This is a genomic window from Streptomyces antimicrobicus (genome assembly GCF_020532625.1).
In the GTDB taxonomy this organism is placed as follows: Bacteria; Actinomycetota; Actinomycetes; order Streptomycetales; family Streptomycetaceae; genus Streptomyces; species Streptomyces antimicrobicus.
In genome coordinates, this window is the sequence record NZ_JAJAUY010000029.1 from 1 (window position 1) to 23,813 (window position 23,813).

The window sequence follows — 23,813 nt, forward strand, 5'->3', positions numbered from 1 at the left end:
CCGCCGGGACCGGGTCCGGCCGGGCGGCGGCGGCCGCCAGCGCCTGCTGGGCCTCGGTGACCCGGCGCAGCTCACGGGTCCGGGCCTCCGCCATCAGCCGCCACACGGCCCGGGCGACCGCCGTGAACGGCGTCCGCGGCGGGACCTCCAGCAGCGGCAGCCCGTGCCGGGCGCAGGCCTCGGCCAGCGCGGGCGGGACCTCCTCGTGCACCGGGGCCACACCGAAGCCGAGCCCCGCCGCGCCGGCCGCGACCAGCTGGGCGACGTAGGCGTCGTGGGCCTCGTACGTGCCGCCGGGCCCAGTCCCCGCGGTGAGCAGCAGTTCGCCGCCGAGCAGGTACGGCGACGGGTCGGCCATCTCGGAGGCGTGCACGCCGTGCACGGCGGCCTCGGCGGGCCCGGCGAGGTGGCGCAGCCCCAGGTCCCGGTCGGCGAGCAGCGCGGACAGGGGGACCGGGGGGACGGGCGGCGCCGCGGGACCCGGTCCGGGGGCGGCGCCGACGCCCGGTCCGGCTGCGGTGGCCGCTCCGGCTGCCGTGGCTGCTCCGGCGACCGCTCCGGCTCCGGTGGCTCCCGGGGGCGAGGCTTCCATGGATACTCCGTACAGACCGACACGCCGTGATGGATAAAACGTACACTTCGCGCCCCCCGGGCACGCCCTTACGCTCGAAGGACCGCACACCGCAGGACCTCCAGAAGGGCACCCCCATGAGCACCGAGCAGACGCCGCGCGGCCCCGTCGACTCCTCCCGCATCCCGCGGTACGCCGGCCCCGCCACCTTCGCCCGGCTGCCCCGCCTGGACGAGGTCGGCTCCGCCGACGTCGCCGTCGTCGGCGTGCCCTTCGACTCCGGCGTGTCCTACCGCCCCGGCGCGCGCTTCGGCGGCAACGCCATCCGCGAGGCCTCCCGGCTGCTGCGCCCGTACAACCCCGCCCAGGACGCCTCCCCGTTCGCCCTCGCGCAGGTCGCCGACGCCGGTGACATCGCGGTGAACCCCTTCAACATCAACGAGGCCGTCGAGACCGTCGAGGCCGCCGCCGACGAGCTGCTGGGCGCCGGCTCGCGCCTGATGACCCTCGGTGGCGACCACACCATCGCGCTGCCGCTGCTCCGCTCGGTCGCCAAGAAGCACGGCCCGGTCGCGCTGCTGCACTTCGACGCCCACCTGGACACCTGGGACACCTACTTCGGCGCCGAGTACACCCACGGCACCCCGTTCCGCCGCGCCGTCGAGGAGGGCATCCTCGACACCGAGGCCCTGTCCCACGTCGGCACCCGCGGCCCGCTCTACGGCAAGCAGGACCTCGACGACGACGCCAAGATGGGCTTCGGCATCGTGACCTCCGCCGACGTCTACCGCCGCGGCGCCGACGAGATCGCCGACCAGCTGCGCCAGCGCATCGGCGACCGTCCCCTCTACATCTCCATCGACATCGACGTGCTCGACCCGGCCCACGCGCCCGGCACCGGCACCCCGGAGGCGGGCGGCATGACCTCCCGCGAGCTGCTGGAGATCATCCGCGGGCTGTCCTCCTGCAACCTGGTCTCCGCCGACGTCGTCGAGGTCGCCCCGGCGTACGATCACGCCGAGATCACCTCGGTCGCGGCCTCCCACACCGCGTACGAGCTGACCACGATCATGAGCCGTCAGATCGCGGCGGCCAAGGGCAAGTGACGGTCGAGGGCACGTGACGGCCAGGGCAAGTGACGGCCCGCGGCACGTGACAGCCCGAGGCATGTGACGGCCCGCGGCAGGTGACGGCCGAGGCACGTAACACGGCGAGAAAGGCACGCAGCGCGTGACGCACGACCACGACCTGGTACTCCGCCCCACCGACGCCCAGACGCGGGCCGCCCTGGCGCCCCCGCCCGGGCGGACGGGCGGGGACCTGGTCGCGGAGACGCTGCGCGGGCTCGGCGCGACCACCGTCTTCGGTCTGCCGGGCCAGCACGCCCTGGCCCTCTTCGACGCGGTCGGCCGCTCCGACCTGCGCCTGGTCCCCCTGCGGGTGGAGAACAACGCCGGGTTCGCGGCCGACGCGTACGGCCGGGTCACCGGCGAGGCGGCCCCTCTGCTGCTGTCCACGGGACCGGGCGCGCTGACCGCGCTGCCCGCCCTGGCGGAGGCGGCCGCCGCCTCCGCGCCCGTGCTCGCCATCTCCTCCCAGGTGCCGACCGCGGGCCTGGGCGGGGCCCGGCGCGGCCACCTGCACGAGCTGCGCGACCAGGCGGCCTCCTTCCGGGAGGTGGTCAAGTCGGTCCACGTCGCGCGCACCCCGTCGCAGATCCCCTCGGCGGTCGCCGCGGCCTGGCAGTCGGCGCTGACCGCCCCGCACGGCCCGGTCTGGGTGGAGATCCCCGAGGACGTGCTGCGCGCGGAGACGGTGATCCCGCAGGTCACCGGCGTGGACGCGACCCCGCCCGAGCTCGTCCCGCGCCCGGAGCTCACCGCGCTCGCCGCCCACTGGCTCCAGGAAGCCGCCCGCCCGGTGATCGTCGCCGGCGGCGGCGTGGTCCGCGCCGACGCCGCCGGCAAGCTCAAGCAGCTCGCCGAGCGGCTGAACGCGCCCGTGGTCACCACCTTCGGCGGCAAGGGCGCCTTCCCCTGGCAGCACCCGCTGTCCCTCCAGTCCTGGCTGGAGGACCGCCACATGACCGACTTCCTGGAGGACGCGGACGTCCTGCTCGTCGTCGGCTCCGGGCTCGGCGAGCTGTCGTCGAACTACCACACGTTCTTCCCCGCCGGCCGGGTCGTCCAGATCGAGGCCGACCTCGGCAAGCTGGAGTCCAACCACCCCGCCCTCGGCATCCACGCCGACGCCCGGCTCGCCCTGCAGGCCCTGCTGGAGACCGTCGGCGAACGCCCGGACCCCGACGCGCCCGCGCGGGTGGCGAAGGTCCTCGCCGAGATCCGCGCCCGCATCGACGCGCAGGACCTCGCCCTGGAGCAGTCCCTGCTGGCCTCGGTCCGCGCGGCGCTGCCGCCGCGCTCGCCGTCCTTCTGGGACATGACGATCCTGTCCTACTGGGCCTGGTCGGCCTTCGACGCCCGCCACCCCAACACGATGCACTCCGCGCAGGGCGCCGGCGGCCTCGGCTACGCCTTCCCCGCCGCCCTCGGCGCCTGCGTCGCCGAACCCGGGACCCCCGTGCTGGCCGTCTCCGGCGACGGCGGCGCGATGTACTCGATCGCCGAGCTGGCCACCGCCCGCCAGCACGACCTGGACGTCACCTGGCTCATCGTGGACGACGGCGGCTACGGCATCCTGCGCGAGTACGCCACCGAGGCCTTCGGCCGGGCCACCGCCACCGAGCTGGCCCGCCCCGACTTCACGGCCCTGGCCGACTCGTTCGGCGTACCGGCCGCCACCACCACGCCCGAGACCCTCACCGCGGACCTGAAGGCCGCCCTCGCCGCGCCCGGCCCGTCGGTGCTGGTGCTGAACGCCACCCTCCGGATGTTCGCGCCCACCCACCTCTGACCGGCACGCCCGTCCCACCCGCCGCAGACTTGTTGCGGCGGGATGAAATCCGCCGGTCGGCGCGTTGGGGCATGGCGGACGGGACGACGGACCGGGGAGGTCAGGTGGCGGCGGCGCAGACGGCCGACAGGACGCAGGGCTGGGCCAGGAGGCTCGCGGGATACACGTGGCGCTACAAGCTCAATGTGCTGCTGGCGCTCGGCTCCTCCCTCGCCGGGATGGCCGTCATGGCCCTGGTGCCACTGGTCACCAAGGTGATCATCGACGACGTCATCGAGGACGGCACCCGGCCGATGGGACCGTGGGCGGGCCTGCTCGTCGGCGCGGCCGTGCTCGTGTACGTGCTGACGTACATCCGCCGGTACTACGGCGGCCGGCTCGCCCTCGACGTGCAGCACGACCTGCGCACCGAGATGTACGCCGCCCTCACCCGGCTCGACGGGCGCCGCCAGGACGAACTGTCCACCGGTCAGGTCGTCGGCCGGGCCACCAGCGACCTGCAGCTCATCCAGGGCCTGCTGTTCATGCTGCCGATGACCATCGGGAACTTCCTGCTGTTCGGGATATCCCTCGGCATCATGCTCTGGCTCTCCCCGCTGCTGACCCTCGTCGCGCTGCTGATGGCGCCCGCCCTGTGGTTCATCGCCCAGCGCAGCCGCCTCCGTCTCTTCCCCGCCACCTGGTACGCACAGGGCCAGGCCGCCGCCGTCGCCACCGTCGTGGACGGGGCGGTGACGGGCGTCCGCGTGGTCAAGGGCTTCGGGCAGGAGGACCAGGAGACCGGCAAGCTGCGCGAGGCCGGGCGGCGGCTGTTCGCCGGACGGCTGCGCACCATCCGGCTGAACTCCCGCTACACCCCCGCCCTCCAGGCCGTCCCCGCCCTCGCCCAGGTCGCCATGCTGGCCCTCGGCGGCTGGATGGCCACCAACGGCCACATCACCCTCGGCACCTTCGTCGCCTTCTCCACCTACCTCGCCCAACTCGTCGGCCCGGTCCGGATGCTCGCCATGGTCCTGACCGTCGGCCAGCAGGCCCGCGCCGGCGTCGAGCGGGTCCTCGAACTGATCGACACCGAGCCGGCCATCGAGGACGGCACCGTCGAACTCCCCGCCGACGCGCCCGCCACCGTCGCCTTCGAGGACGTCTCCTTCGGCTACGACCCCGAGCGGCCCGTCCTGGACGGCTTCAGCCTCACCGTCGCCCCCGGCGAGACCGTCGCCGTCGTCGGCGCCTCCGGCAGCGGCAAGTCCACCCTGTCCCTGCTGCTGCCCCGCTTCTACGACGCCACACGCGGCACCGTCCGGGTCGGCGGCCACGACGTGCGCGAGCTGACCTTCGACTCGCTGCGGGCCGCGATCGGCCTCGTGCCCGAGGACTCCTTCCTCTTCTCCGACTCCGTCCGCGCCAACATCGCCTACGGCCACCCCGGGGCGACCGACGCGGAGATCGAGGCCGCCGCCCGCGCCGCCCAGGCCCACGGCTTCATCAGCGCCCTGCCCGCCGGCTACGACACCAAGGTCGGCGAGCACGGCCTGACCCTGTCCGGCGGCCAGCGCCAGCGGATCGCGCTCGCCCGGGCGATCCTCACCGACCCGCGGCTGCTCCTGCTCGACGACGCCACCTCCGCGGTGGACGCGCGCATCGAGCACGAGATCCACGAGGCCCTGCGCTCGGTCATGGCCGGGCGCACCACCTTGCTCATCGCGCACCGCCGCTCCACCCTGGCGCTCGCCGACCGGATCGCCGTACTCGACCGGGGACGGCTGGCCGACCTCGGCACCTACGAGGAGCTGGAGGCGAAGTCGGCGCTGTTCCGGCGGCTGCTGACCGACCCCGACGCGCTGGCCGGCGGCTCGCCGCGGGAGCCGGAGTCCGACGCCCGGGTGATCGCCGGGCTGGAGCGGGACCTGGCCCGGGACCTGGAGATCGAGGCCGAGATCGACTCCGAGCCGGTCAACGCCAAGCGCCGGGTCGTGGACGGGATCACCCCCGAGCTGTGGCGCCGCCAGGAGCGGCAGGACGGCGCCGCCTCCGCCGCCCCGGCGGCGGCCTCCGGCGCGCCCGGGGCCGGACACTCCATGGCCGGGGCCGTCGCCGGCATGCCGGCCACCCCCGAACTGCTCGCCCAGGTCGCCGCGCTGCCGCCCGCCACCGACACCCCGGACGTGGACGAGGACCAGGCGGCCGCCGCCGAGGACAGCTACGGCCTGCGCCGGCTGCTGCGGGGCTTCTGGGCCCCGCTCGCGGTCAGCCTGGGCCTGGTCGCGGCCGACGCGGGCGCGTCCCTGCTGCTGCCGGTGCTGATCCGGCACGGCATCGACCAGGGCGTGCAGCAGGCCGCGCTGGGCGCCGTATGGGTGGCCGCGGGGCTGGCCCTGGCCGTGGTCGCCGCCCAGTGGGCGGCCCAGGTCGCCGAGACCCGGATGACCGGGCGGACCGGCGAGCGGGTGCTCTACGCGCTGCGCGTGAAGATCTTCGCCCAGCTCCAGCGGCTCGGGCTGGACTACTACGAGCGCGAGCTCACCGGCAAGATCATGACCCGGATGACCACGGACGTGGACGCCCTGTCCACCTTCCTCCAGACCGGGCTCGTCACCGCCGTCGTCTCCGTCTTCACCTTCCTCGGGATCCTCGTCGCGCTGCTGGTGCTCGACGTGGAGCTCGCCCTGATCGTCTTCGCGACCCTGCCCCTGCTGGTCGTCGGCACGATCGTGTTCCGCCGCAAGTCCGTCAAGGCGTACGAGCTCGCCCGCGACCGGGTCAGCCTGGTCAACGCCGACCTCCAGGAGTCCGTCTCCGGACTGCGCATCGTCCAGGCCTTCCGCCGCGAGCGCTCCGGCGCCGCCCGGTTCGCCGAGCGCAGCGACTCCTACCGGCAGGCCCGGGTGCGCGGGCAGTGGCTGATATCCGTCTACTTCCCGTTCGTGCAGCTGCTGTCCTCGGGCGCCGCGGCGGCCGTGCTGGTCGTCGGCGCCGGCCGGGTCGAGGCCGGGACGCTCACCACCGGCGCGCTGGTGGCCTACCTGCTGTACATCGACCTGTTCTTCGCCCCGGTCCAGCAGCTCTCCCAGGTCTTCGACGGCTACCAGCAGGCCACGGTCTCGCTCGGCCGGATCCAGGACCTGCTGCGCGAGCCGACCACCACCCCGCTGCCCGAGCGGCCCAAGGCCGTCGGGAAGCTGCGCGGCGAGATCGCCTTCGAGGGCGTCCGGTTCGCCTACGGCACCGCCGAGGAGCGCGGCGAGAAGGGCGACGCGCTCTCCGGTGTCGACCTGCGGATACCCGCCGGCCAGACCGTCGCCTTCGTCGGCGAGACCGGAGCGGGCAAGTCCACCCTGGTCAAGCTGGTCGCCCGGTTCTACGACCCCACCGCCGGCCGGGTCACCGCCGACGGCGTGGACCTGCGGGAGCTGGACCTGGCGGGCTACCGCCACCGGCTGGGCGTGGTCCCCCAGGAGTCGTACCTCTTCCCGGGGACCGTGCGCGACGCCATCGCCTACGGGCGGCCCGACGCGAGCGACGCCGAGGTCGAGGCGGCCGCGCGGGCGGTCGGGGCGCACGACATGATCGCGACCCTGGACGGCGGCTACCTGCACACCGTGGCCGAGCGGGGCCGCAACCTCTCCGCCGGGCAGCGCCAGCTCATCGCCCTGGCCCGGGCCGAACTGGTCGACCCCGACGTGCTGCTGCTCGACGAGGCCACCGCTGCGCTGGACCTGGCCACCGAGGCGCAGGTCAACCAGGCCACCGACCGGTTGGCGGGCCGCCGTACCACCCTCGTGGTGGCGCACCGGCTGACCACCGCGGCGCGGGCCGACCGGGTCGTGGTCATGGACCGCGGCCGGGTGGTGGAGGACGGCAGCCACGCCGAACTGCTGGCCCGGGGCGGGCGGTACGCCGAGCTGTGGCGGACGTTCGTCGGCGAGGACGAGCGGGCGGCGGCCTGAGGGACCGCCGGGGTCCGGCGGCCCCGGGTCCGGTGGCCTGAGGGTCGGCCGGCTCCGGCGCGGGGCGCGGCGGCCGGGTGCCGGCGCCGGGTCCGCCGCCGGGCTCAGCCGAGGGCGGCGAGCGCCTCGCGGACCTTCCGGGCGAGGGCGGGCGGCAGCGCGCCGTAGCCGACCTGGTCGGCCGCTTTGGTGCCCGCACCGCCCGCGTCGCCCGCCACGACGGAGGCGAGGAAGGGGCGCGAGCGGGCCAGCCCGGCGCCGTCGTTGCCGCGGTCGCACAGCACGGCGTACCCGAGCTGGACGATCGGATAGGCCCCGGCGGCCTTGGTGGTGAAGTCCGGGTCCACGGCGAGATCCGCCCCGGTGCCGGAGATCCGGGCCGTGGCCAAGGCGGCGGTGGCCGACTCCGTGCCGACGGCGACCGGCTCGGGTGCGCCGGTGGCCAGCCGGACCGTGGTCAGGCCCGTGGCCTCGCCGCCGAGCCGCGTGAACGAGACGGCCCCGGCGGTCTGCTTGACCGCCTGGGCCACGAGCGCGCTCGTCACGGCCGGCCCCCCGCCGACGGCCGCCAGCGAGGACTGCGGGAGGGTGCCCCAGCCGGTGGGCGAGACCTTCGAGAGGTACTGGGTGAAGGCCAGCGTCGTGGCGGACTCGTCGGTCGGGGTCACCACCTGGATCGCCGTGTCGGGCAGCAGCCGGCCCGGGTTGGTGGCGGTGATCTCCGGGTGGTTCCAGCGGGTGACGTGGCCCCGGAAGACCCGGGCGAGCGTGGGCGCGTCCAGGGTGAGGGAGTCCACGCCCGGCAGGTTGACGACGACGGCCACCGGCATCACGCCGAGCGGCAGGTGGACCGGTTTCCCGCCCGGGCAGCGGGCGGCGACCGCCCCGGCCTGGGGCTGCGTCAGGGTCCGGTCGACCACGGCGAAGTCGGCGGAGCCCTCCTTGAACTGCTGGATCCCGGCGCCGGAACCGGTGGGCGCGTAGGTCGGCCGGGTGCCGGGGCAGGCCGCCTGGTAGTCCGCGCTCCAATAGTCCATGGCCGGCTTGAGGGCGCTGGCCCCGGCGGAGTTGAGGGCCCCGTCGGGTCCGCAGGCCGGGGCGATCGCGCCGGAGCCCGACCCCTGGGAGCCCGCGGCGGAGCCGCGCCTCCCCTTGTCGTCGTCGCGCAGCCCCTGCCAGGCCGCGAACCCGCCGGCGCCGAGCGCCACCACGACCGCGACCGCCACGGCAAGCCTGATCCGCGACGTGCGCCGCGCCGCCGCCCCCGCGTCCCGCGCCGGGGCCGGTCCGCCGGAGCCGGGGGGCGGCGCGGTCGTCCCGTCCGGTAGCGGCGAGGGGGCCGCGGTGACCGTGGGTGGCGGCCCGAAGACGCCTCCGGGCGCTCCGGGCGCCCCGGGCACGTCGACCGCCGGGTCCGACGCGGGCGTTGCGTCCGATGCCGATGCCGATGCCGATGCCGGGGCCGGGGCCGGATCGGGAGCGGTGGAGGCGGGGGAGGAGGGGGAGGCGGGGGAGGCGGCCGCCGCGGGCGGGCCCGCCGCCAGGACGGTCATCAGGTCGGGGACCGTCGGGCGGTCCGCCGGGTCCTTGGCCAGGCAGGGTACGACCAGCGGGCGCAGCTCCGAGGCGAGACCCGTCAGGTCCGGCTCCTCGTAGACCACCTGGAACCCCACGGCGTGGGCGTGGTCGCCGTCGAACGGGCCGTGCCCGGTGGCCGCGTGGACGAGGACCGAGCCCAGGGCGAAGACGTCCGCGGCCGGCCCGACCTCGGCGCGCCGGAACTGCTCCGGCGCCATGAACGGCGGGGTGCCGACCACCACGCCCGTCCCCGTCAGCGCGGTCGCCCCGGACCCGGCCACCGCCCGCGCGATGCCGAAGTCGATGACCCGGGGCCCGTCCTCGGCGAGCAGCACGTTGCCGGGCTTGAGGTCGCGGTGCACCAGCCCCACCCGGTGGATGTCCCGCAGCGCCTCGACCAGCCCCGCCGCCAGCAGCCACACCTCGGCCACCGGCAACGGGCCGTGCTCGTGAACCCGTTCGGCCAGCGAGGGCCCGGTCACGAACAGCGTGGCCAGCCACGGCGCGTCCGCGTCGGGGTCCGCGTCCACCACCGGCGCGGTGAACGCCCCGCTGACCTGCCGGGCGGCCGCGACCTCGCGGCGGAAACGCTGCCGGAAGGCGGTGTCCTCGGCCAGCTCGGGCCGGACGACCTTCACCGCGACCTGCCGCCCGGACAGGGACCGGGCGCGGTAGACCACGCCCATGCCGCCCGCGCCGAGCCTGTCCTCCAGCCGGTAGCCGCCGATGGTGCGCGGATCACCGTCCCGCAGCGTCACGTCCCCAACCCCCGCCAATGCCCGGCCTGCTCGTACGGTCCGGATCAGGTTAGCCGCGCCGTCCCGGCCCCGTACGGGCCCGGCGCCGATTCTGCTTGCACAGCGCAACCATCGGCCCGGCTCGTACGTCGTACGGACGTACGCACGTGGTACGTACGACCTATCGGGGGGAATCGTGTTCCAGCCAAGGGGGAGGACGGCCCGTTCGGTCGTGGCCCTGGGGGTGTTCGCGGCCGGTGCCGGTCTCGCCGGAGCCGGGTTCGCCGCGCCGGGCGCCGAGGCGAGCGCCCAGGTGGCCCCCCGCGGCTGCCGGGGCGAGCTGGCGCACACCGTGACCCTTCCCGAGGGCGAGATGCGCGTCTACCGCACCCGCACCCAGGCCTGCGCCGTCACGGTGACGCACCGGCCCGGGCCCCGGGGCCACCTGGCCGTGAGCATCCAGCCGCGCGGCGGCGTCCCGGTGCGTGACGCGGGGCGTTTCGGCCACTACGCCGGGCCGGTCACCGTGCACACCGTCAACCGCTGCGTCTACGCACGCGGCGAGGTCGGCCGCGAAGCGGTCGCCTCCGGCTGGATCCTGTGCTGAGACTGCGGCCCGACGAGGTCTGTTCACCGCGCAGTCGACCCCGCTAGGTTCACCGCGACCGCAGTGAACTCAAGGGGAGGGTGAATGCGCAAGGCGCTCAGATGGCTGCTGTCGCTCGTGGTGCTCATAGGCACCGTGGGCGCGGCCGGCGTCACGGCCCAGGCGGCCACCGCCGCCGGTGCCGGGACCGGCCCGGACATCAAGGACCAGATCCTGGCCGTTCCGGGGATGAGCCTGATCGAGGAGAAGCCGTACCCCGGCTACCGGTTCTTCGTACTGAACTACGAGCAGCCGGTCGACCACCGGCAGCCGTGGAAGGGCACCTTCAAGCAGCGCCTGACGCTGCTGCACAAGGACACGTCCCGGCCCACGGTGTTCTTCACCTCCGGCTACAACGTCAACCCCAACCCGCGCCGCAGCGAGCCGACGACCATCGTCGACGGCAACCAGGTGTCGCTGGAGTACCGGTTCTTCACCCCGTCCCGGCCCGATCCGGCCGACTGGGCGAACCTGGACATCTGGCAGGCCGCCAGCGACCAGCACCGCGTCTTCTCCGCGCTGAAGGCGATCTACCCGAAGAACTGGCTGGCCACCGGCGGAAGCAAGGGCGGCATGACCGCCACCTACTACGAGCGCTTCTACCCCGGTGACATGGACGGCGTGGTCGCGTACGTCGCGCCCAACGACGTCAAGGACACCGAGGACTCCGCCTACGACCGGTTCTTCAAGAAGGTCGGCACCAAGGAGTGCCGCGACAAGCTGAACGCCGTCCAGCGCGAGGCCCTGGTCCGCCGGGAGCCGCTGGAGGCCAAGTACGCGGCGTACGCGGCGGACAACGGCTACACCTTCACCACCGTCGGCAGCCTGGACAAGGCCTACGAGGCCGTGGTCCTGGACTACGTCTGGGCCTTCTGGCAGTACAGCCTGCTCGCCGACTGCGGCACGATCCCGGACGCGGCCACCGCCACCGACCAGCAGATCTGGGACTCGGTGGACGCCATCTCCGGCTTCTCGGCCTACACCGACCAGGGCCTGCAGACCTACACGCCGTACTACTACCAGGCCGGCACCCAGCTCGGTTCGCCCGACATCAAGCAGCCCCACCTGGGCAACCTCAGCCGCTACGGGTACCAGCCGCCGCGCAACTTCGTGCCGCGCGAGATCCCGATGACCTTCCAGCCGGGGGTCATGGCGGACGTGGACCGCTGGGTCCGTGACAACGCCCACCAGATGCTCTTCGTGTACGGGCAGAACGACCCGTGGGGTGCCGAGCCGTTCCACCTCGGCTACACCGCGCGCGACAGCTACGTGATGATCGCGCCCGGGGCCAACCACGGGGCCAACGTCGCCAAGCTGCTCGACGGCGAGAAGGCCCTGGCCACCGCCAAGATCCAGGAGTGGGCGGGCGTCGGCCCGGCCGCCGGCGCCCGCGGCGCCGCCCCCGCTCCGCTCGCCGCGCCGGACGCCTACCTCGACCAGCCCGAGGAGCGCACTGCGCAGCTGCGCCCGTGAGGCCGTAGCCCAGCACCACCGCACCACCGCACCACCGCCCGCCGGGCCCGGGACGTACGCCGTACGGCGTCAGTACGTGAGCCCGTGGCCCAGCGGGTAGCGCCCCGGCACGGGCACCGGAAGGTGCCCGGCCGGGCGCACCGCGCCGGTGACCACCCGGGCGGCGGCCCGCATCTCCACGTCCGTCCACGCGTACGTCGCCAGCTCCGCCGCGCACGTGGGCAGCCGGGCCGGGTCGTACGGGTTGCGCACGGCCACCGCCACCACCGGGACCCCGGTCGCCACCAGGTCCGCCACCAGCGTGCGCTGCGGACTGTCGCCCTCCGGCACGTTGTACGTGCACACCAGCACCGCCTCGTGCCCCGGGGCCGCCGCCACCGCCCGCGCGGGCGGCACGGCCGTGGCCGGACAGCCGAGGGCGGTCAGCTCCCGGGCCAGGACCGCCGTCGGCGGTCCCGTGGTGCCGCTCGGCGAGACCGGGTCGGCGCCGGTGACCAGCAACCGGGGACGGCCCGCCGGGTCCAGCGGGAGCAGCCCCTCGGGATTGGCCAGCACGGTGGTGGTCCCCGCCGCGATCTCGTCCGCCGCCTTGTGGTGCGCCGGTGTGCCGACCGCCGCCGCCACCCGTCCCGGCGAGGTCCACGGATCGGTGAACAGGGCGCGGCGGGCCTTCAGTTCCAGGATCCGCAGGACCGATTCCTCGATCCGGGCCTCGTCCAGCTCGCCCGAGCGGACGGCCGCCAGCACGCTGCGGTGCGCCAGCGGCAGGTCCGGCGGGTTGAGCAGCTGGTCGCAGCCGGCGAGCAGGGCCAGCACCGGTACCCGGTCGTCCCCGTACTTCTGGCGCACCCCGGCCATGTCCAGGGCGTCGGTGGTCACCACCCCGCGGAAGCCCAGGCGTTCGCGCAGCACCCCGGTGATGATCGGCCGCGAGAGGGTCGCGGGGTCCCCCGACGGATCGAGGGCCGGTACGACCATGTGCGCGGTCATGACCGCGTCCACCCCGGCCGCCACCGCCGCCGCGAACGGCGGCTCGTCCAGCTCCTCCCACTCGGCCCGGGAGTGCCCCAGCACCGGCAGGCCCACGTGGCTGTCGGTCTCGGTGTCCCCGTGCCCGGGGAAGTGCTTGGCCGTGGCGGCGATCCCGGCCCCCTGGTACCCGGCCACCTGGGCGGCCACCAGCGCCGCCACCCGCTCCGGGTCCGCGCCGAACGACCGTACCCCGATCACCGGGTTGGCCGGGTTGACGTTGACGTCGGCCACCGGGGCGTAGTCCTGCCGGATGCCCATCGCGGCCAGTTCCGTCCCCGCGATCCGCGCGGCCCGCCGCGCCGCCGCGGTCGACCCGCCGGCGCCCAGCGCCATGGCCCCGGGCAGCAGGGTGGCCGGCGCGCCGATCCGGGCGATGATGCCGTGCTCCTGGTCGGTCGACAGCAGCAGCGGGATCCGGGCGCCGCTGCTGACGGCCGCCCGCTGGAGCCCGTTGGACAGCGCCGCAATCTGCTGCGGGGAGCGGGTGTTGTGCGCCCAGGCGAAGTAGATGATCCCGCCGAGGTGGTAGCGCGCCACCAGTTCGGCGGCGGTGCGCACCCCGAACCGGGCCTGGTTCGCCTCGGCGTCGGCGGGGTCCGGATCGGTCGCCGAATGGCCGTAGGCACGGCTGACGAACAGCTGCCCGACCTTCTCGGCCAGGCTCATCCGGGCCACCAGCCGCTGCGCCCAGGACAGGTCGGCGAGGTCGGGGGCCTCGGGCGCGCCGCCCGGGACGAAGGAGGCGGCGGAGGCGCCGGCGGCCGAGACGGCCGCCGCGGCGGCTGCGGCGAGCAGGATGCGGCGGGACGTGTGGTACGGCACCCGGGCACGCTACTGCGGGGCCGCCGCCCCCGGCTCGCGGACACTCGCCGCGTCCCCCGTACGGGCCCGGGCCCAGTGCTCCTGCAGCGTCCGCACGGCCTCCTGGATCGCGGGCCGGCGTGCCGCCCCGGCCCGCCAGAGGGCGTACAGCCGCCGGACCGGCGCCGGTTCGAGCGGGACGGCCACCGCGCCCGGCGGGAGCGGGCCGGTGCCCAGGGTCGGCACCACGGCGATGCCGAGTCCGGCCGCGACCAGCGCGACCAGGGTGTGGTTCTCCTCCGCCACGTGCACCACGTCCGGTTCGAGGCCGGCCGCGCGCAGGGTGCGCATCAGCCAGTCGTGGCAGACCCGGCCCGGCGGCTGGCAGACCCAGCGCCGGCCGCCCAGCTCGTCGTGGCGCACCAGCGCCCGGCCGGCGAACGGATCGTCCGCCGGGACGATCAGATCGCACCGCTCCGAGCCGAGGAAGACCTGCTCCAGCCCCTCGGGGGCGGGCAGCGGGGCGACGTCCCAGTCGTGCGCGACCGCCAGGTCGGTGACCCCTTTGACCACCAGGTCCACCGACAGGTGCGGATCCACCTCCGACAGCCGTACGTCCAGCCCCGGGTGGCGGCGGGCGAGGTCGGCGAGCACGCCCGGCAGCAGCCCGCGCGCCGCCGAGGCGAACGCTGCCACCGTCAGCAGTCCGCCCGGCTGCCCGCGCCGCTCCTCCAGCGTGGTCTCGGCCCGCTCCACGATCGCCAGCAACTCCCGGGCGGCCGACACCAGGTGGTGGGCGTCCTCGGTGAGCGCGACCCCGCGTCCGCGGCGTTCCAGGAGCGTGGTGCGGGTCTCCCGCTCCAGCTTGGCGATCTGCTGGGAGACGGCCGACGGGGTGTAGCCGAGGGCCGCCGCCGCGCCCGCGACCGAACCGTGGACGGCGACGGCGTGCAGGGCGCGCAGCCGGGACAGGTCGAGCATGCGGCAATCGTAAGCAACGCTTCATCCGACCCGGAAGAGATCCGCGCTGGTGCTGAACGGTCGGCGGCCCGAGGCTCGGACCATGCGTCCTGTTCACACCGCACTCGCCGTCCTCGTCGCCGCCGTCTGGGGCTTCAACTTCGTCGTCATCGAGATCGGACTCGGCCACTTCCCGCCCCTGCTGCTGTCCGCCCTGCGCTTCCTCGCCGCCGCGCTGCCCGCGGTGTTCTTCGTCGGGCGGCCCAAGGTCGCCTGGAAGTGGATCGTGGGCGTCGGACTGGCCCTCGGCGTCGCGAAGTTCGGGCTGCTGTTCACCGGCATGGCCGCGGGCATGCCGGCCGGGCTGTCCTCCCTGGTGCTCCAGGTCCAGGCCGTCTTCACGGCCCTGTTCGCCGCCGTGGCGCTGCGCGAGCGGCCAGGCCGGGTGCGGGTCGCGGGCATGGCCGTGGCGCTGGCGGGGATCGCCGTGGCCGCCGTGGACCAGGGCGCCTCCGGGCCGGTGCTGGGCTTCGTCCTGGTGGTCGCGGGCGCCCTGTGCTGGGGCGTGTCCAACGTCCTGACCCGCAAGGCCGCGCCGCCGGACGCGCTGAACTTCATGGTGTGGGTGTGCACGGTGCCGGTGCTGCCCCTCGCCGTCCTCTCCCTGCTGCTGGAGGGGCCGGAGCGGGACCTGGCGGCGCTGCGCTCCCTGGACTGGTCCGGGGTGGCCGTCATCGGCTACGTCGCCTGGATCTCGACCGTGTTCGGGTTCGGGGCCTGGGGGTACCTGCTGCGCCGCTACCCGGCCTCGGCGGTGGCGCCGTTCAGCCTGCTGGTGCCGGTGTTCGGGATGTCCTCGGCGGCGCTGGTGCTGGGGGAGCAGGTCTCGGGTCTGCGCTGGGCGGCGGCCGTGCTGCTGGTCGGCGGGGTGGCGCTGACCTCCCTGGCGCCGGCCCGCTCCGGCGCCGGCCGTACGGCGGTCAGCGCGGCCGGTGCTCCTGCAGCGGGAGCCGCCAGTCCTGCCCGATGAGGTCGGCGCCGAACGAGCGGTGCGGCTTCTCGGCGACCAGGGCGAAGCCGGCCCGCTCGTAGCGGCGGCGCGCCGACAGCAGCACGTCGTTGGTCCACAGCACCAGTTCGCGGTAGCCGACCGAGCGGGCGAAGTCGACCACGGTGTCCACGAGCAGGGTGCCGACCCCGCGGCCGCGGCCCTCGGGCTCGACGAGCAGCAGCCGCAGCCGTGCCGTGCCGGGCGCGCCGTCGTCCCGTACGCACATCACCGAACCGACCCGGCGGCCGTTCAGCTCGGCGATCCACACCCGTTCCAGGTACGGGTCGTGGTCCTCGGCGAAGTCCGCCACGATGCGGGCCACCAGGCCCTCGAACTCGGTGTTCCAGCCGAACTCGGCGGCGTACACAGCGCCGTGGCGCTCGACGATCCAGCCGAGGTCGCCCGGCTCCGGGTCCCGCAGTCGTACGTCCTCCAGCCCGGCCATGTGCCGGATTCTAGGCGGGCCGGGCGGCCCCGGCCCGCCGAACGCTCACTTCCTGCCGCCGAGGACCTGGCCCAGGAGCTCCCCGAGATCGAGGCCGGAGGCGGGGGCGGGAGGGGTGCCGGGTGCGGCGCCCGGGGCGGCGCCGGCGCGCGGGCCGCCCGCCTTGGCGCCCGCGCGCCTGGCGAGGACGGTCAGGACGACCGGGATCAGCATCTCGACGACCCGGTTGACGGTGGCCGGAGGGAAGCCGGTCTTCTTCGCGACGGCGTTCGCCACGGGCTTGGACACCTTGGCGAGCACCCCGGCCATCATCCCGCCGCCGAGCAGCCCGCCGAGGCCGCCGCCGAGCGAGGCGACGCCCTGGAGCGGCGCCGACTGCGGCTCGGCGACCTCGGCGAAGGCCTGGCGGACCTCGTCGGCCCCGTCCCCGTCGGCCCGCTCCTGCAGTCCGCCGGCGAGGGCGCCGACGGTGGTGCCGACGGTCTCGCGGGCGCCGCTCGCGTCGGTGTCGAGCAGCCCGGCGATCTCCTGGAGCCTGTCGTCGCCGAGCTCGTGGAGGACGTCGTCCTCGAAGGAAGATTCACTCATGCCGGAAACGCTACGTCCGTGGTGATTTGACGGGGTGACGACGCGCCTGCTCCGGGCCGTTCGGTAACGGAAAAATAAACTCCGCTCCGGCCGTGCAACCGTTCGCGCGAGCCGCGGGTCGTACGGTGCGTCGGCACTTCCGGGAGGGGATCTGGGGGGATCGGGAAGTCCGGCACGGGAGGGGTAACCGTTGAGGGGGTCCGGCCGTCGGCCGGGCCCCCTTCATCGTTCCCCGGCCGCGGGGGACGGGGTTGTCCACAGGCCGGCCGCGGTGTCGGCGGGCGGCGGTAACGTCGGATCATGTCCAATCTGGCGGTGGTGGAAGGGGTGCTCGAGCGGATCACGTACGCCAACGAGGAGAACGGCTACACGGTCGCCCGCGTCGACACCGGACGCGGCGGCGGGGACCTCCTCACGGTGGTGGGATCGCTGCTCGGCGCGCAACCCGGCGAGTCGCTGCGGATGGAGGGCCGCTGGGGCTCCCACCCGCAGTACGGCCGGCAGTTCGTCTGCGAGAACTACACGACGGTGCTGCCCGCGACGATCCAGGGCATCCGCCGCTACCTGGGCTCCGGTCTGATCAAGGGCATCGGCCCGCGGATCGCCGACCGGATCGTGGAGCACTTCGGCACGGCCACGCTCGACGTCATCGAGGCCGAGCCGAAGCGCCTGATCGAGGTGCCGGGCCTGGGCCCGAAGCGCACGAAGCTGATCGGCGCGGCCTGGGAGGAGCAGAAGGCCATCAAGGAGGTCATGGTCTTCCTCCAGGGAGTGGGGGTCACCACCTCCATCGCGGTCCGCATCTACAAGCAGTACGGCGACGCCTCCGTCTCCGTGGTGAAGAACCAGCCGTACCGGCTCGCCGCCGACGTCTGGGGCATCGGCTTCCTCACCGCCGACCGGATCGCGCAGTCCGTCGGCATACCGCACGACAGCCCCGAGCGGGTCAAGGCCGGCCTGCAGTACGCCCTGTCCCAGTCCACCGACCAGGGCCACTGCTTCCTGCCCGAGGAGCGGCTGATCGCCGACGGGGTCAAGCTGCTCCAGGTCGACACCGGGCTGGTCATCGAGTGCCTCGCCGAGCTGGCCGCCGACCCGGAGGGCGTCGTACGCGAGGCCGTGCCCGACCCGGACGGCGGGGACCCGGTCACGGCGGTCTACCTGGTGCCGTTCCACCGGGCCGAGCTGTCGCTGACCGGCCAGCTGCGCCGGCTGCTGCAGGCCGAGGACGACCGGATGCCGGGCTTCCAGGACGTCGACTGGGACCGGGCGCTGAGCTGGCTGGCCGGGCGGACCGGGGCCGACCTCGCCCCGGAGCAGCGGGACGCGGTGCGCCTGGCCCTGACCCGGAAGGTCGCGGTGCTCACCGGCGGGCCGGGCTGCGGCAAGTCCTTCACCGTGCGCTCGATCGTGGAGCTCGCCCGCGCCAAGAAGGCCAAGGTGGTGCTGGCCGCGCCCACCGGCCGCGCCGCCAAGCGGCTGGCGGAGCTGACCGGGGCCGAGGCCTCCACGGTGCACCGGCTGCTGGAGCTCAAGCCCGGCGGGGACGCGGCGTACGACCGCGACCGGCCGCTGGACGCCGACCTGGTCGTGGTCGACGAGGCCTCGATGCTGGATCTGCTGCTGGCGAACAAGCTGGTCAAGGCCGTGGCGCCGGGCGCCCACCTGCTGTTCGTGGGGGACGTGGACCAGCTGCCGTCCGTCGGGGCGGGCGAGGTGCTGCGGGACCTGCTGGCCGAGGGCGGCCCGGTCCCGGCGGTGCGGCTCACCCGCATCTTCCGGCAGGCCCAGAAGTCGGGCGTGGTCACCAACGCGCACCGGATCAACTCCGGGCTGCCGCCTCTGACCGACGGGCTGCCGGACTTCTTCCTCTTCGCCGAGGAGGACACCGAGGCGGCCGGCCGGCTCACGGTGGACGTCGCGGCCCGCCGGATCCCGGCCCGGTTCGGCCTCGACCCGCGGCGCGACGTCCAGGTCCTGGCCCCCATGCACCGCGGGCCCGCCGGGGCCGGCACGCTCAACGGGCTGCTCCAGGAGGCGATCACCCCGGCCCGGCCCACCGTGGCCGAGAAGCGCTTCGGCGGCCGGGTCTTCCGGGTCGGCGACAAGGTCACCCAGATCCGCAACAACTACGAGAAGGGTGCCAACGGCGTCTTCAACGGCACGGTCGGCGTGGTCACCGGCCTCGACCTGGACGAGCAGCGGCTGACGGTGCGCACCGAGGAGGACGAGGAGATCGGCTACGAATTCGGCGAGCTCGACGAGCTGGCCCACGCCTACGCCGTCACCATCCACCGTTCCCAGGGGAGTGAATACCCGGCGGTCGTGATACCGGTCACCACCGGGGCTTGGATGATGCTCCAGCGAAATCTGCTCTACACGGCGGTGACCAGGGCGAAGAAACTGGTCGTGCTCGTCGGTTCCCGCAAGGCGCTGGCGCAGGCCGTGCGTACGGTTTCCGCAGGCAGGAGGTACACCGCCGTCGCGGCTAGGCTGTCCGGCCGCATACCGGTGGGAATCATGACCTAGGGTTTTGGCTACCGGCCCGGAGGGGGCAGGATGTTCAGGTTGGGCGGCACTGAGTGCCGCCTTCAACACCAAAGGCCGACCCCGAGTGCACTCTCCTGCGCCAAATGGGGGAAGGTAGAGGCAGTCAGGGCACCTCGAAGAAGAGGCACTACGTCGGTGAGGGATGACGTGAGCGACAACTCTGTAGTACTCCGGTACGCGGACGGTGAATACACCTACCCGGTGGTCGAGAGCACCGTCGGTGACAAGGGCTTCGACATCTCGAAGCTGCGGGCCCAGACCGGTCTGGTCACCCTGGACAGCGGCTACGGGAACACGGCGGCCTACAAGTCCGCCATTACCTACCTCGACGGTGAGCAGGGCATCCTGCGGTACCGCGGTTACCCCATCGAGCAGCTGGCCGAGCGCTCGACCTTCCTCGAGGTCGCGTACCTGCTGATCAACGGTGAGCTCCCGACCGTCGACCAGCTCGCGTCGTTCCGCAACGAGATCACCCAGCACACGCTGCTGCACGAGGACGTCAAGCGCTTCTACGACGGCTTCCCGCGCGACGCGCACCCGATGGCCATGCTGTCCTCCGTGGTCAGCGCGCTGTCGACGTTCTACCAGGACAGCCACAACCCGTTCGACGAGAAGCAGCGCCACATCTCCACGATCCGGCTGCTGGCCAAGCTCCCGACGATCGCGGCGTACGCGTACAAGAAGTCGGTCGGCCACCCGGTGGTCTACCCGCGCAACGACCTCGGCTACGTCGAGAACTTCCTGCGCATGACCTTCTCCGTGCCGGCCCAGGAGTACGAGCTCGACCCGGTGGTCGTCTCCGCGCTCGACAAGCTGCTGATCCTGCACGCGGACCACGAGCAGAACTGCTCCACCTCCACCGTCCGCCTGGTCGGCTCCTCGCAGGCGAACATGTTCGCCTCGATCTCCGCCGGCATCAGCGCCCTGTGGGGCCCGCTGCACGGTGGCGCCAACCAGTCCGTGCTGGAGATGCTGGAAGGCATCGCGGCCAGCGGCGGCGACGTGGACTCCTTCATCCGCAAGGTGAAGAACAAGGAGGACGGCGTCCGCCTGATGGGCTTCGGCCACCGCGTCTACAAGAGCTTCGACCCCCGGGCGAAGATCATCAAGGCGGCCGCCCACGACGTCCTCTCCGCCCTCGGCAAGAGCGACGAGCTGCTGGACATCGCGCTCAAGCTGGAGGAGCACGCGCTCGCCGACGAGTACTTCATCGAGCGCAACCTCTACCCGAACGTGGACTTCTACACCGGTCTGATCTACCGGGCCATGGGCTTCCCGACCGAGATGTTCACCGTGCTCTTCGCGCTCGGCCGGCTGCCCGGCTGGATCGCCCAGTGGCACGAGATGATCAAGGAGCCGGGTTCCCGCATCGGCCGCCCGCGCCAGATCTACACCGGCGAGGTCCTGCGCGACTTCGTCCCGGTCGAGGCCCGCTGACCTCGGCCCGGGCCGGCTGACCTGGGCCCGGGTCCGCCGGTCCGTCGGCTTCGGCCCGGGCCTGGTGGTCCGTCGGCTTCGGCCCGGGCCCGCCGGGCCCGGGTCCCCTCCGGCAAGCGAAAAGCGCCCCGCCGTCGATCCCCCCACGGGTCGACGGTCGGGGCGCTTTCCTTTCCCCGGAACGGATTCCCCCCACGGGACCCGAACCGGGGCGTCGGTGTCTGCCGGGACCCGCACGGGTCGGGAAGGCCGCTCAAAGCTCCCGCGGGTACGTGCCCCGGCCCAGCTGCGCCGGACGTCCCCCAAGACGTTCCTGGCTCGCCCCATTAGACCCACGACCACCGCGGATGGTTACGTTCCCGTCACTGTGATCTGCGTCTCCTGTGAAGGAGGTGTGTGCGCGGCGCGGAGGCCGGACACTAGCGGAACGAGCGCAACCGCAGGCTGTTGGTGACCACGAACACCGAGGAGAAGGCCATGGCCGCCCCGGCGATCATCGGGTTCAGCAGCCCCGCGGCGGCCAGCGGCAGGGCGGCGAGGTTGTAACCGAAGGCCCAGAACAGGTTGCCCTTGATGGTGGCCAGGGTCCGCCGGGAGAGCCGGATGGCGTCGGCCGCGACCCGCAGGTCCCCGCGGACGAGGGTGAGGTCGCCCGCCTCGATGGCGGCGTCGGTGCCGGTACCCATGGCCAGCCCGAGGTCCGCCTGCGCCAGGGCGGCCGCGTCGTTGACCCCGTCGCCCACCATGGCGACCGTACGGCCCTGCGCCTGGAGCCGGCGTACGACGTCGACCTTGTCCTGGGGGAGCACCTCGGCGACGACCTCTTCGATGCCCACCTGGCGGGCGACGGTGTCGGCCACCGCCCGGTTGTCGCCGGTCAGCAGGATCGGGGTGAGCCCGAGGGCCCGCAGCCGGGCGACCGCCTCGGCGCTGGTCTCCTTCACGGCGTCGGCCACCGTCAGCACACCGCGGGCCGCGCCGTCCCAGGCCACCAGGACCGCCGTCGAGCCCTGGGCCTCGGCCTGCGCCTTGGCGGCGGCGAGGGGGGCGGGCAGGGAGATCGACCAGTCGGTCAGGAGGCGCTCGCGGCCGACGAGGACCGCGTGGCCGTCCACCACGCCCTGCACGCCGAGGCCGGGGACGTTCTGGAACCCCTCGGGGACGGGCAGGTCGCCGCCGGTCCGTTCGACGGCGCCGGTGGCGACGGCGCGGGCGATCGGGTGCTCGGAGGCGTGCTCCAGGGCGCCCGCCAGCCGCAGCAGTTCGGCCTCGGCCACTCCGTCGGCCGGCCGGACGTCGGTGAGGGTCATGGTGCCGGTCGTGACGGTGCCGGTCTTGTCGAGGACGACGGTGTCCACCTTGCGGGTGGACTCCAGCACCTCGGGGCCCTTGATGAGGATGCCGAGCTGGGCGCCGCGCCCGGTGCCGACCAGGAGGGCGGTGGGGGTGGCCAGGCCCAGGGCGCAGGGGCAGGCGATGATCAGGACGGCCACGGCGGCGGTGAACGCGGCGGTGGCGTTGCCGGTGGCGAGCCACCAGGTCAGCCAGGTGCCGAGCGCGATCACCAGCACCACGGGCACGAACACGGCGGAGATCCGGTCGGCCAGCCGCTGGACCTCGGCCTTGCCGTTCTGGGCGTCCTCGACGAGCTTGGCCATCCGCGCCAGCTGGGTGTCGGCGCCGACCCGGGTGGCTTCCACGACGAGCCGGCCGGCGGTGTTGACCGTGGCCCCGGTGACGCCGTCGCCGGGGCGGACGTCGACGGGGACGGACTCGCCGGTGAGCATGGACGCGTCCACGGCCGAGGTGCCCTCGACCACGGTCCCGTCGGTCGCGATCTTCTCGCCGGGGCGGACCACGAACCGCTCGCCGACCCGCAGCCGGTCGACCGGGATCCGCACCTCGGCGCCCCCGCGCAGCACGGCGACGTCCTTGGCGCCGAGCTCCAGGAGCGCCTTCAGGGCGGCGCCCGCCTTGCGCTTGGAACGGGCCTCCAGATAGCGGCCGAGCAGGATGAACGTGACGACGCCGGAGGCGACCTCCAGGTAGAGGGCCGAGGAGGCGTCCGTACGGGAGAGGGCCAGGTCGAATCCGTGCCGCATGCCGGGCATCCCCGCGTGGCCGAAGAACAGCGCCCACACGGACCAGGCGAACGCGGCGAGGGTGCCGACCGAGACCAGGGTGTCCATGGTGGCGGCGCCGTGCCGGGCGTTGGTCCAGGCGGCCCGGTGGAAGGGCAGCGCCCCCCAGACGGCCACGGGGGCGGCCAGGGTCAGGCTGAGCCACTGCCAGTTGTCGAACTGCAGGGCGGGAACCATCGACAGGACGACGACGGGCAGGGCGAGCACGGCCGAGACCAGCAGCCGCTGGCGCAGGGCCGCCAGTTCGGCGTCCGGGCCGGGCGCCGGGGCGCCCTCCCGGGCCGGACCGGTGGCTTCCGGTTCCGGTTCGGGCTCCGGCGGTGGGGGTTCCGAGGCGGTGTAGCCGGTCTTCACCACGGTCGCGATCAGGTCGGCGACCTGGACGTCCCCGCCGTAGGAGATCTTGGCCTTCTCGGTGGCGAAGTTCACCGTGGCGCTCACGCCGTCCATCCGGTTGAGCTTCTTCTCGATCCGGGCCGCGCAGGAGGCGCAGGTCATCCCGCCGATCGAGAGTTCCACCGCCGCTATGGGCCCGTCGTGCACAGTGCTGCTGCTCATGTCCGGTTCCAAGGGGGAAGGCCGGGTCGGTTCAGAACCAGTATCAGCTGGCCGGAACCGGCCCGGCGGTCGACGCTGGGGTGGGGCTCAGACCTGGCCGGCGAACTCGTAGCCGGCCTCGTCCACGGCGGCGCGCACGGCGTCCTCGGCGAGCGGCGCCTCGGAGACCACCGTGACCTCGCCGGTGGCGGCGACGGCCTTGACCGAGGTGACCCCGGCCAGGGCGGAGATCTCTGCGGTCACCGCGCCCTCGCAGTGCCCGCAGGTCATGCCGGTCACGCGGTAGACGGTGGTGGTCCGGGTGTCCGTCTCGGCGGTCATGTCGTTCTCCTCTTCGGGCGCGTATCGGGTCGGCGGCGGGCCGCGACAGTACGCCCCGGCCTTC

15 protein-coding genes and 1 pseudogene are annotated in these 23,813 nt (G+C 74.0%); 8 read left to right on the forward strand and 8 right to left on the reverse strand.

The features are described 5' to 3' along the window. A partial coding sequence (locus LG632_RS10545) for a PucR family transcriptional regulator ligand-binding domain-containing protein (RefSeq protein WP_226726654.1) occupies positions 1-592 on the reverse strand: 592 nt, incomplete at its 3' end. 116 nt (positions 593-708) lie between these two features. Between LG632_RS10545 and speB the strand changes: the two genes are divergently transcribed. The 3 genes from speB (at position 709) to LG632_RS10560 (ending at position 7,431) form a co-directional block, all read left to right on the forward strand. After that, positions 709-1,677, forward strand: a complete 969-nt coding sequence (gene speB / locus LG632_RS10550) for an agmatinase (RefSeq protein WP_125639673.1) — start codon at positions 709-711, stop codon at positions 1,675-1,677. A 124-nt stretch (positions 1,678-1,801) separates the two neighbouring features. Next, positions 1,802-3,484 (forward strand): thiamine pyrophosphate-binding protein, encoded by a 1,683-nt coding sequence (locus LG632_RS10555; protein ID WP_226726655.1) that lies wholly within the window; start codon positions 1,802-1,804, stop codon positions 3,482-3,484. 71 nt (positions 3,485-3,555) lie between these two features. After that, complete coding sequence (locus tag LG632_RS10560; RefSeq protein ID WP_264201639.1) at positions 3,556-7,431, forward strand: ABC transporter ATP-binding protein; 3,876 nt, start codon at positions 3,556-3,558, stop codon at positions 7,429-7,431. A gap of 104 nt (positions 7,432-7,535) precedes the next feature. On the opposite strand, the gene LG632_RS10565 is transcribed toward LG632_RS10560, so the two are convergent. Then, positions 7,536-9,767 (reverse strand): serine/threonine-protein kinase, encoded by a 2,232-nt coding sequence (locus LG632_RS10565; RefSeq protein ID WP_226726656.1) that lies wholly within the window; start codon positions 9,765-9,767, stop codon positions 7,536-7,538. A gap of 211 nt (positions 9,768-9,978) precedes the next feature. Between LG632_RS10565 and LG632_RS10570 the strand changes: the two genes are divergently transcribed. Further along, positions 9,979-10,353: a hypothetical protein gene (locus LG632_RS10570; protein ID WP_226726657.1), complete on the forward strand. Its 375-nt coding sequence runs from the start codon at positions 9,979-9,981 to the stop codon at positions 10,351-10,353. 84 nt (positions 10,354-10,437) lie between these two features. After that, positions 10,438-11,865, forward strand: coding sequence for a serine protease (locus LG632_RS10575; RefSeq protein ID WP_226726658.1), 1,428 nt, complete (start codon positions 10,438-10,440; stop codon positions 11,863-11,865). A gap of 69 nt (positions 11,866-11,934) precedes the next feature. On the opposite strand, the gene LG632_RS10580 is transcribed toward LG632_RS10575, so the two are convergent. Then, positions 11,935-13,719, reverse strand: coding sequence for a glycoside hydrolase family 3 protein (locus LG632_RS10580; protein WP_226726659.1), 1,785 nt, complete (start codon positions 13,717-13,719; stop codon positions 11,935-11,937). A 9-nt stretch (positions 13,720-13,728) separates the two neighbouring features. Beyond that, positions 13,729-14,679, reverse strand: coding sequence for a LysR family transcriptional regulator (locus LG632_RS10585; protein WP_226726660.1), 951 nt, complete (start codon positions 14,677-14,679; stop codon positions 13,729-13,731). Positions 14,680-14,761: 82 nt separating this feature from the next. On the opposite strand from LG632_RS10585, the gene LG632_RS10590 reads away from it, so the two are divergent. Further along, on the forward strand, positions 14,762-15,688 hold the full coding sequence (locus LG632_RS10590) for an EamA family transporter (protein WP_226726661.1): 927 nt from the start codon (positions 14,762-14,764) through the stop codon (positions 15,686-15,688). On the opposite strand, the pseudogene LG632_RS10595 reads toward LG632_RS10590, so the two are convergent. Then, positions 15,639-16,184 (reverse strand): annotated as a pseudogene (locus LG632_RS10595) (GNAT family N-acetyltransferase); the annotation flags it as partial. The gene LG632_RS10590 and the pseudogene LG632_RS10595 overlap by 50 nt on opposite strands. A gap of 15 nt (positions 16,185-16,199) precedes the next feature. Then, entirely contained in the window at positions 16,200-16,742 is a 543-nt protein-coding gene (locus LG632_RS10600) for a DUF937 domain-containing protein (RefSeq protein ID WP_226726662.1), read from the reverse strand. A 300-nt stretch (positions 16,743-17,042) separates the two neighbouring features. Here LG632_RS10600 and recD2 point away from each other — a divergent pair, with 300 nt between their 5' ends. After that, positions 17,043-19,271: an SF1B family DNA helicase RecD2 gene (recD2, locus tag LG632_RS10605; protein ID WP_226726663.1), complete on the forward strand. Its 2,229-nt coding sequence runs from the start codon at positions 17,043-17,045 to the stop codon at positions 19,269-19,271. 168 nt (positions 19,272-19,439) lie between these two features. Continuing rightward, a complete protein-coding gene (locus tag LG632_RS10610) occupies positions 19,440-20,729 on the forward strand; it encodes a citrate synthase (RefSeq protein WP_226726664.1) in 1,290 nt (429 codons plus the stop codon). Positions 20,730-21,148: 419 nt separating this feature from the next. Here LG632_RS10610 and LG632_RS10615 read toward each other — a convergent pair whose 3' ends face one another. Both LG632_RS10615 and LG632_RS10620 read right to left on the reverse strand, forming a co-directional pair. Then, a complete protein-coding gene (locus tag LG632_RS10615; protein ID WP_226726665.1) occupies positions 21,149-23,428 on the reverse strand; it encodes a heavy metal translocating P-type ATPase in 2,280 nt (759 codons plus the stop codon). Positions 23,429-23,515: 87 nt separating this feature from the next. Then, positions 23,516-23,749, reverse strand: coding sequence for a heavy-metal-associated domain-containing protein (locus LG632_RS10620; RefSeq protein WP_226726666.1), 234 nt, complete (start codon positions 23,747-23,749; stop codon positions 23,516-23,518). Between the last annotated feature and the right edge of the window lie 64 nt (positions 23,750-23,813).

Coding starts and splice junctions, on each gene's coding strand:
- speB (WP_125639673.1), top strand. CDS start 709: ATGAGCACCGAGCAGACGCCGCGCGGCCCCGTCGACTCCTCCCGCATC.
- LG632_RS10560 (WP_264201639.1), top strand. CDS start 3,556: ATGGCGGACGGGACGACGGACCGGGGAGGTCAGGTGGCGGCGGCGCAG.
- LG632_RS10575 (WP_226726658.1), top strand. CDS start 10,438: ATGCGCAAGGCGCTCAGATGGCTGCTGTCGCTCGTGGTGCTCATAGGC.
- LG632_RS10585 (WP_226726660.1), bottom strand. CDS start 14,679: ATGCTCGACCTGTCCCGGCTGCGCGCCCTGCACGCCGTCGCCGTCCAC.
- LG632_RS10590 (WP_226726661.1), top strand. CDS start 14,762: ATGCGTCCTGTTCACACCGCACTCGCCGTCCTCGTCGCCGCCGTCTGG.
- LG632_RS10600 (WP_226726662.1), bottom strand. CDS start 16,742: ATGAGTGAATCTTCCTTCGAGGACGACGTCCTCCACGAGCTCGGCGAC.
- recD2 (WP_226726663.1), top strand. CDS start 17,043: ATGTCCAATCTGGCGGTGGTGGAAGGGGTGCTCGAGCGGATCACGTAC.
- LG632_RS10615 (WP_226726665.1), bottom strand. CDS start 23,428: ATGAGCAGCAGCACTGTGCACGACGGGCCCATAGCGGCGGTGGAACTC.
- LG632_RS10620 (WP_226726666.1), bottom strand. CDS start 23,749: ATGACCGCCGAGACGGACACCCGGACCACCACCGTCTACCGCGTGACC.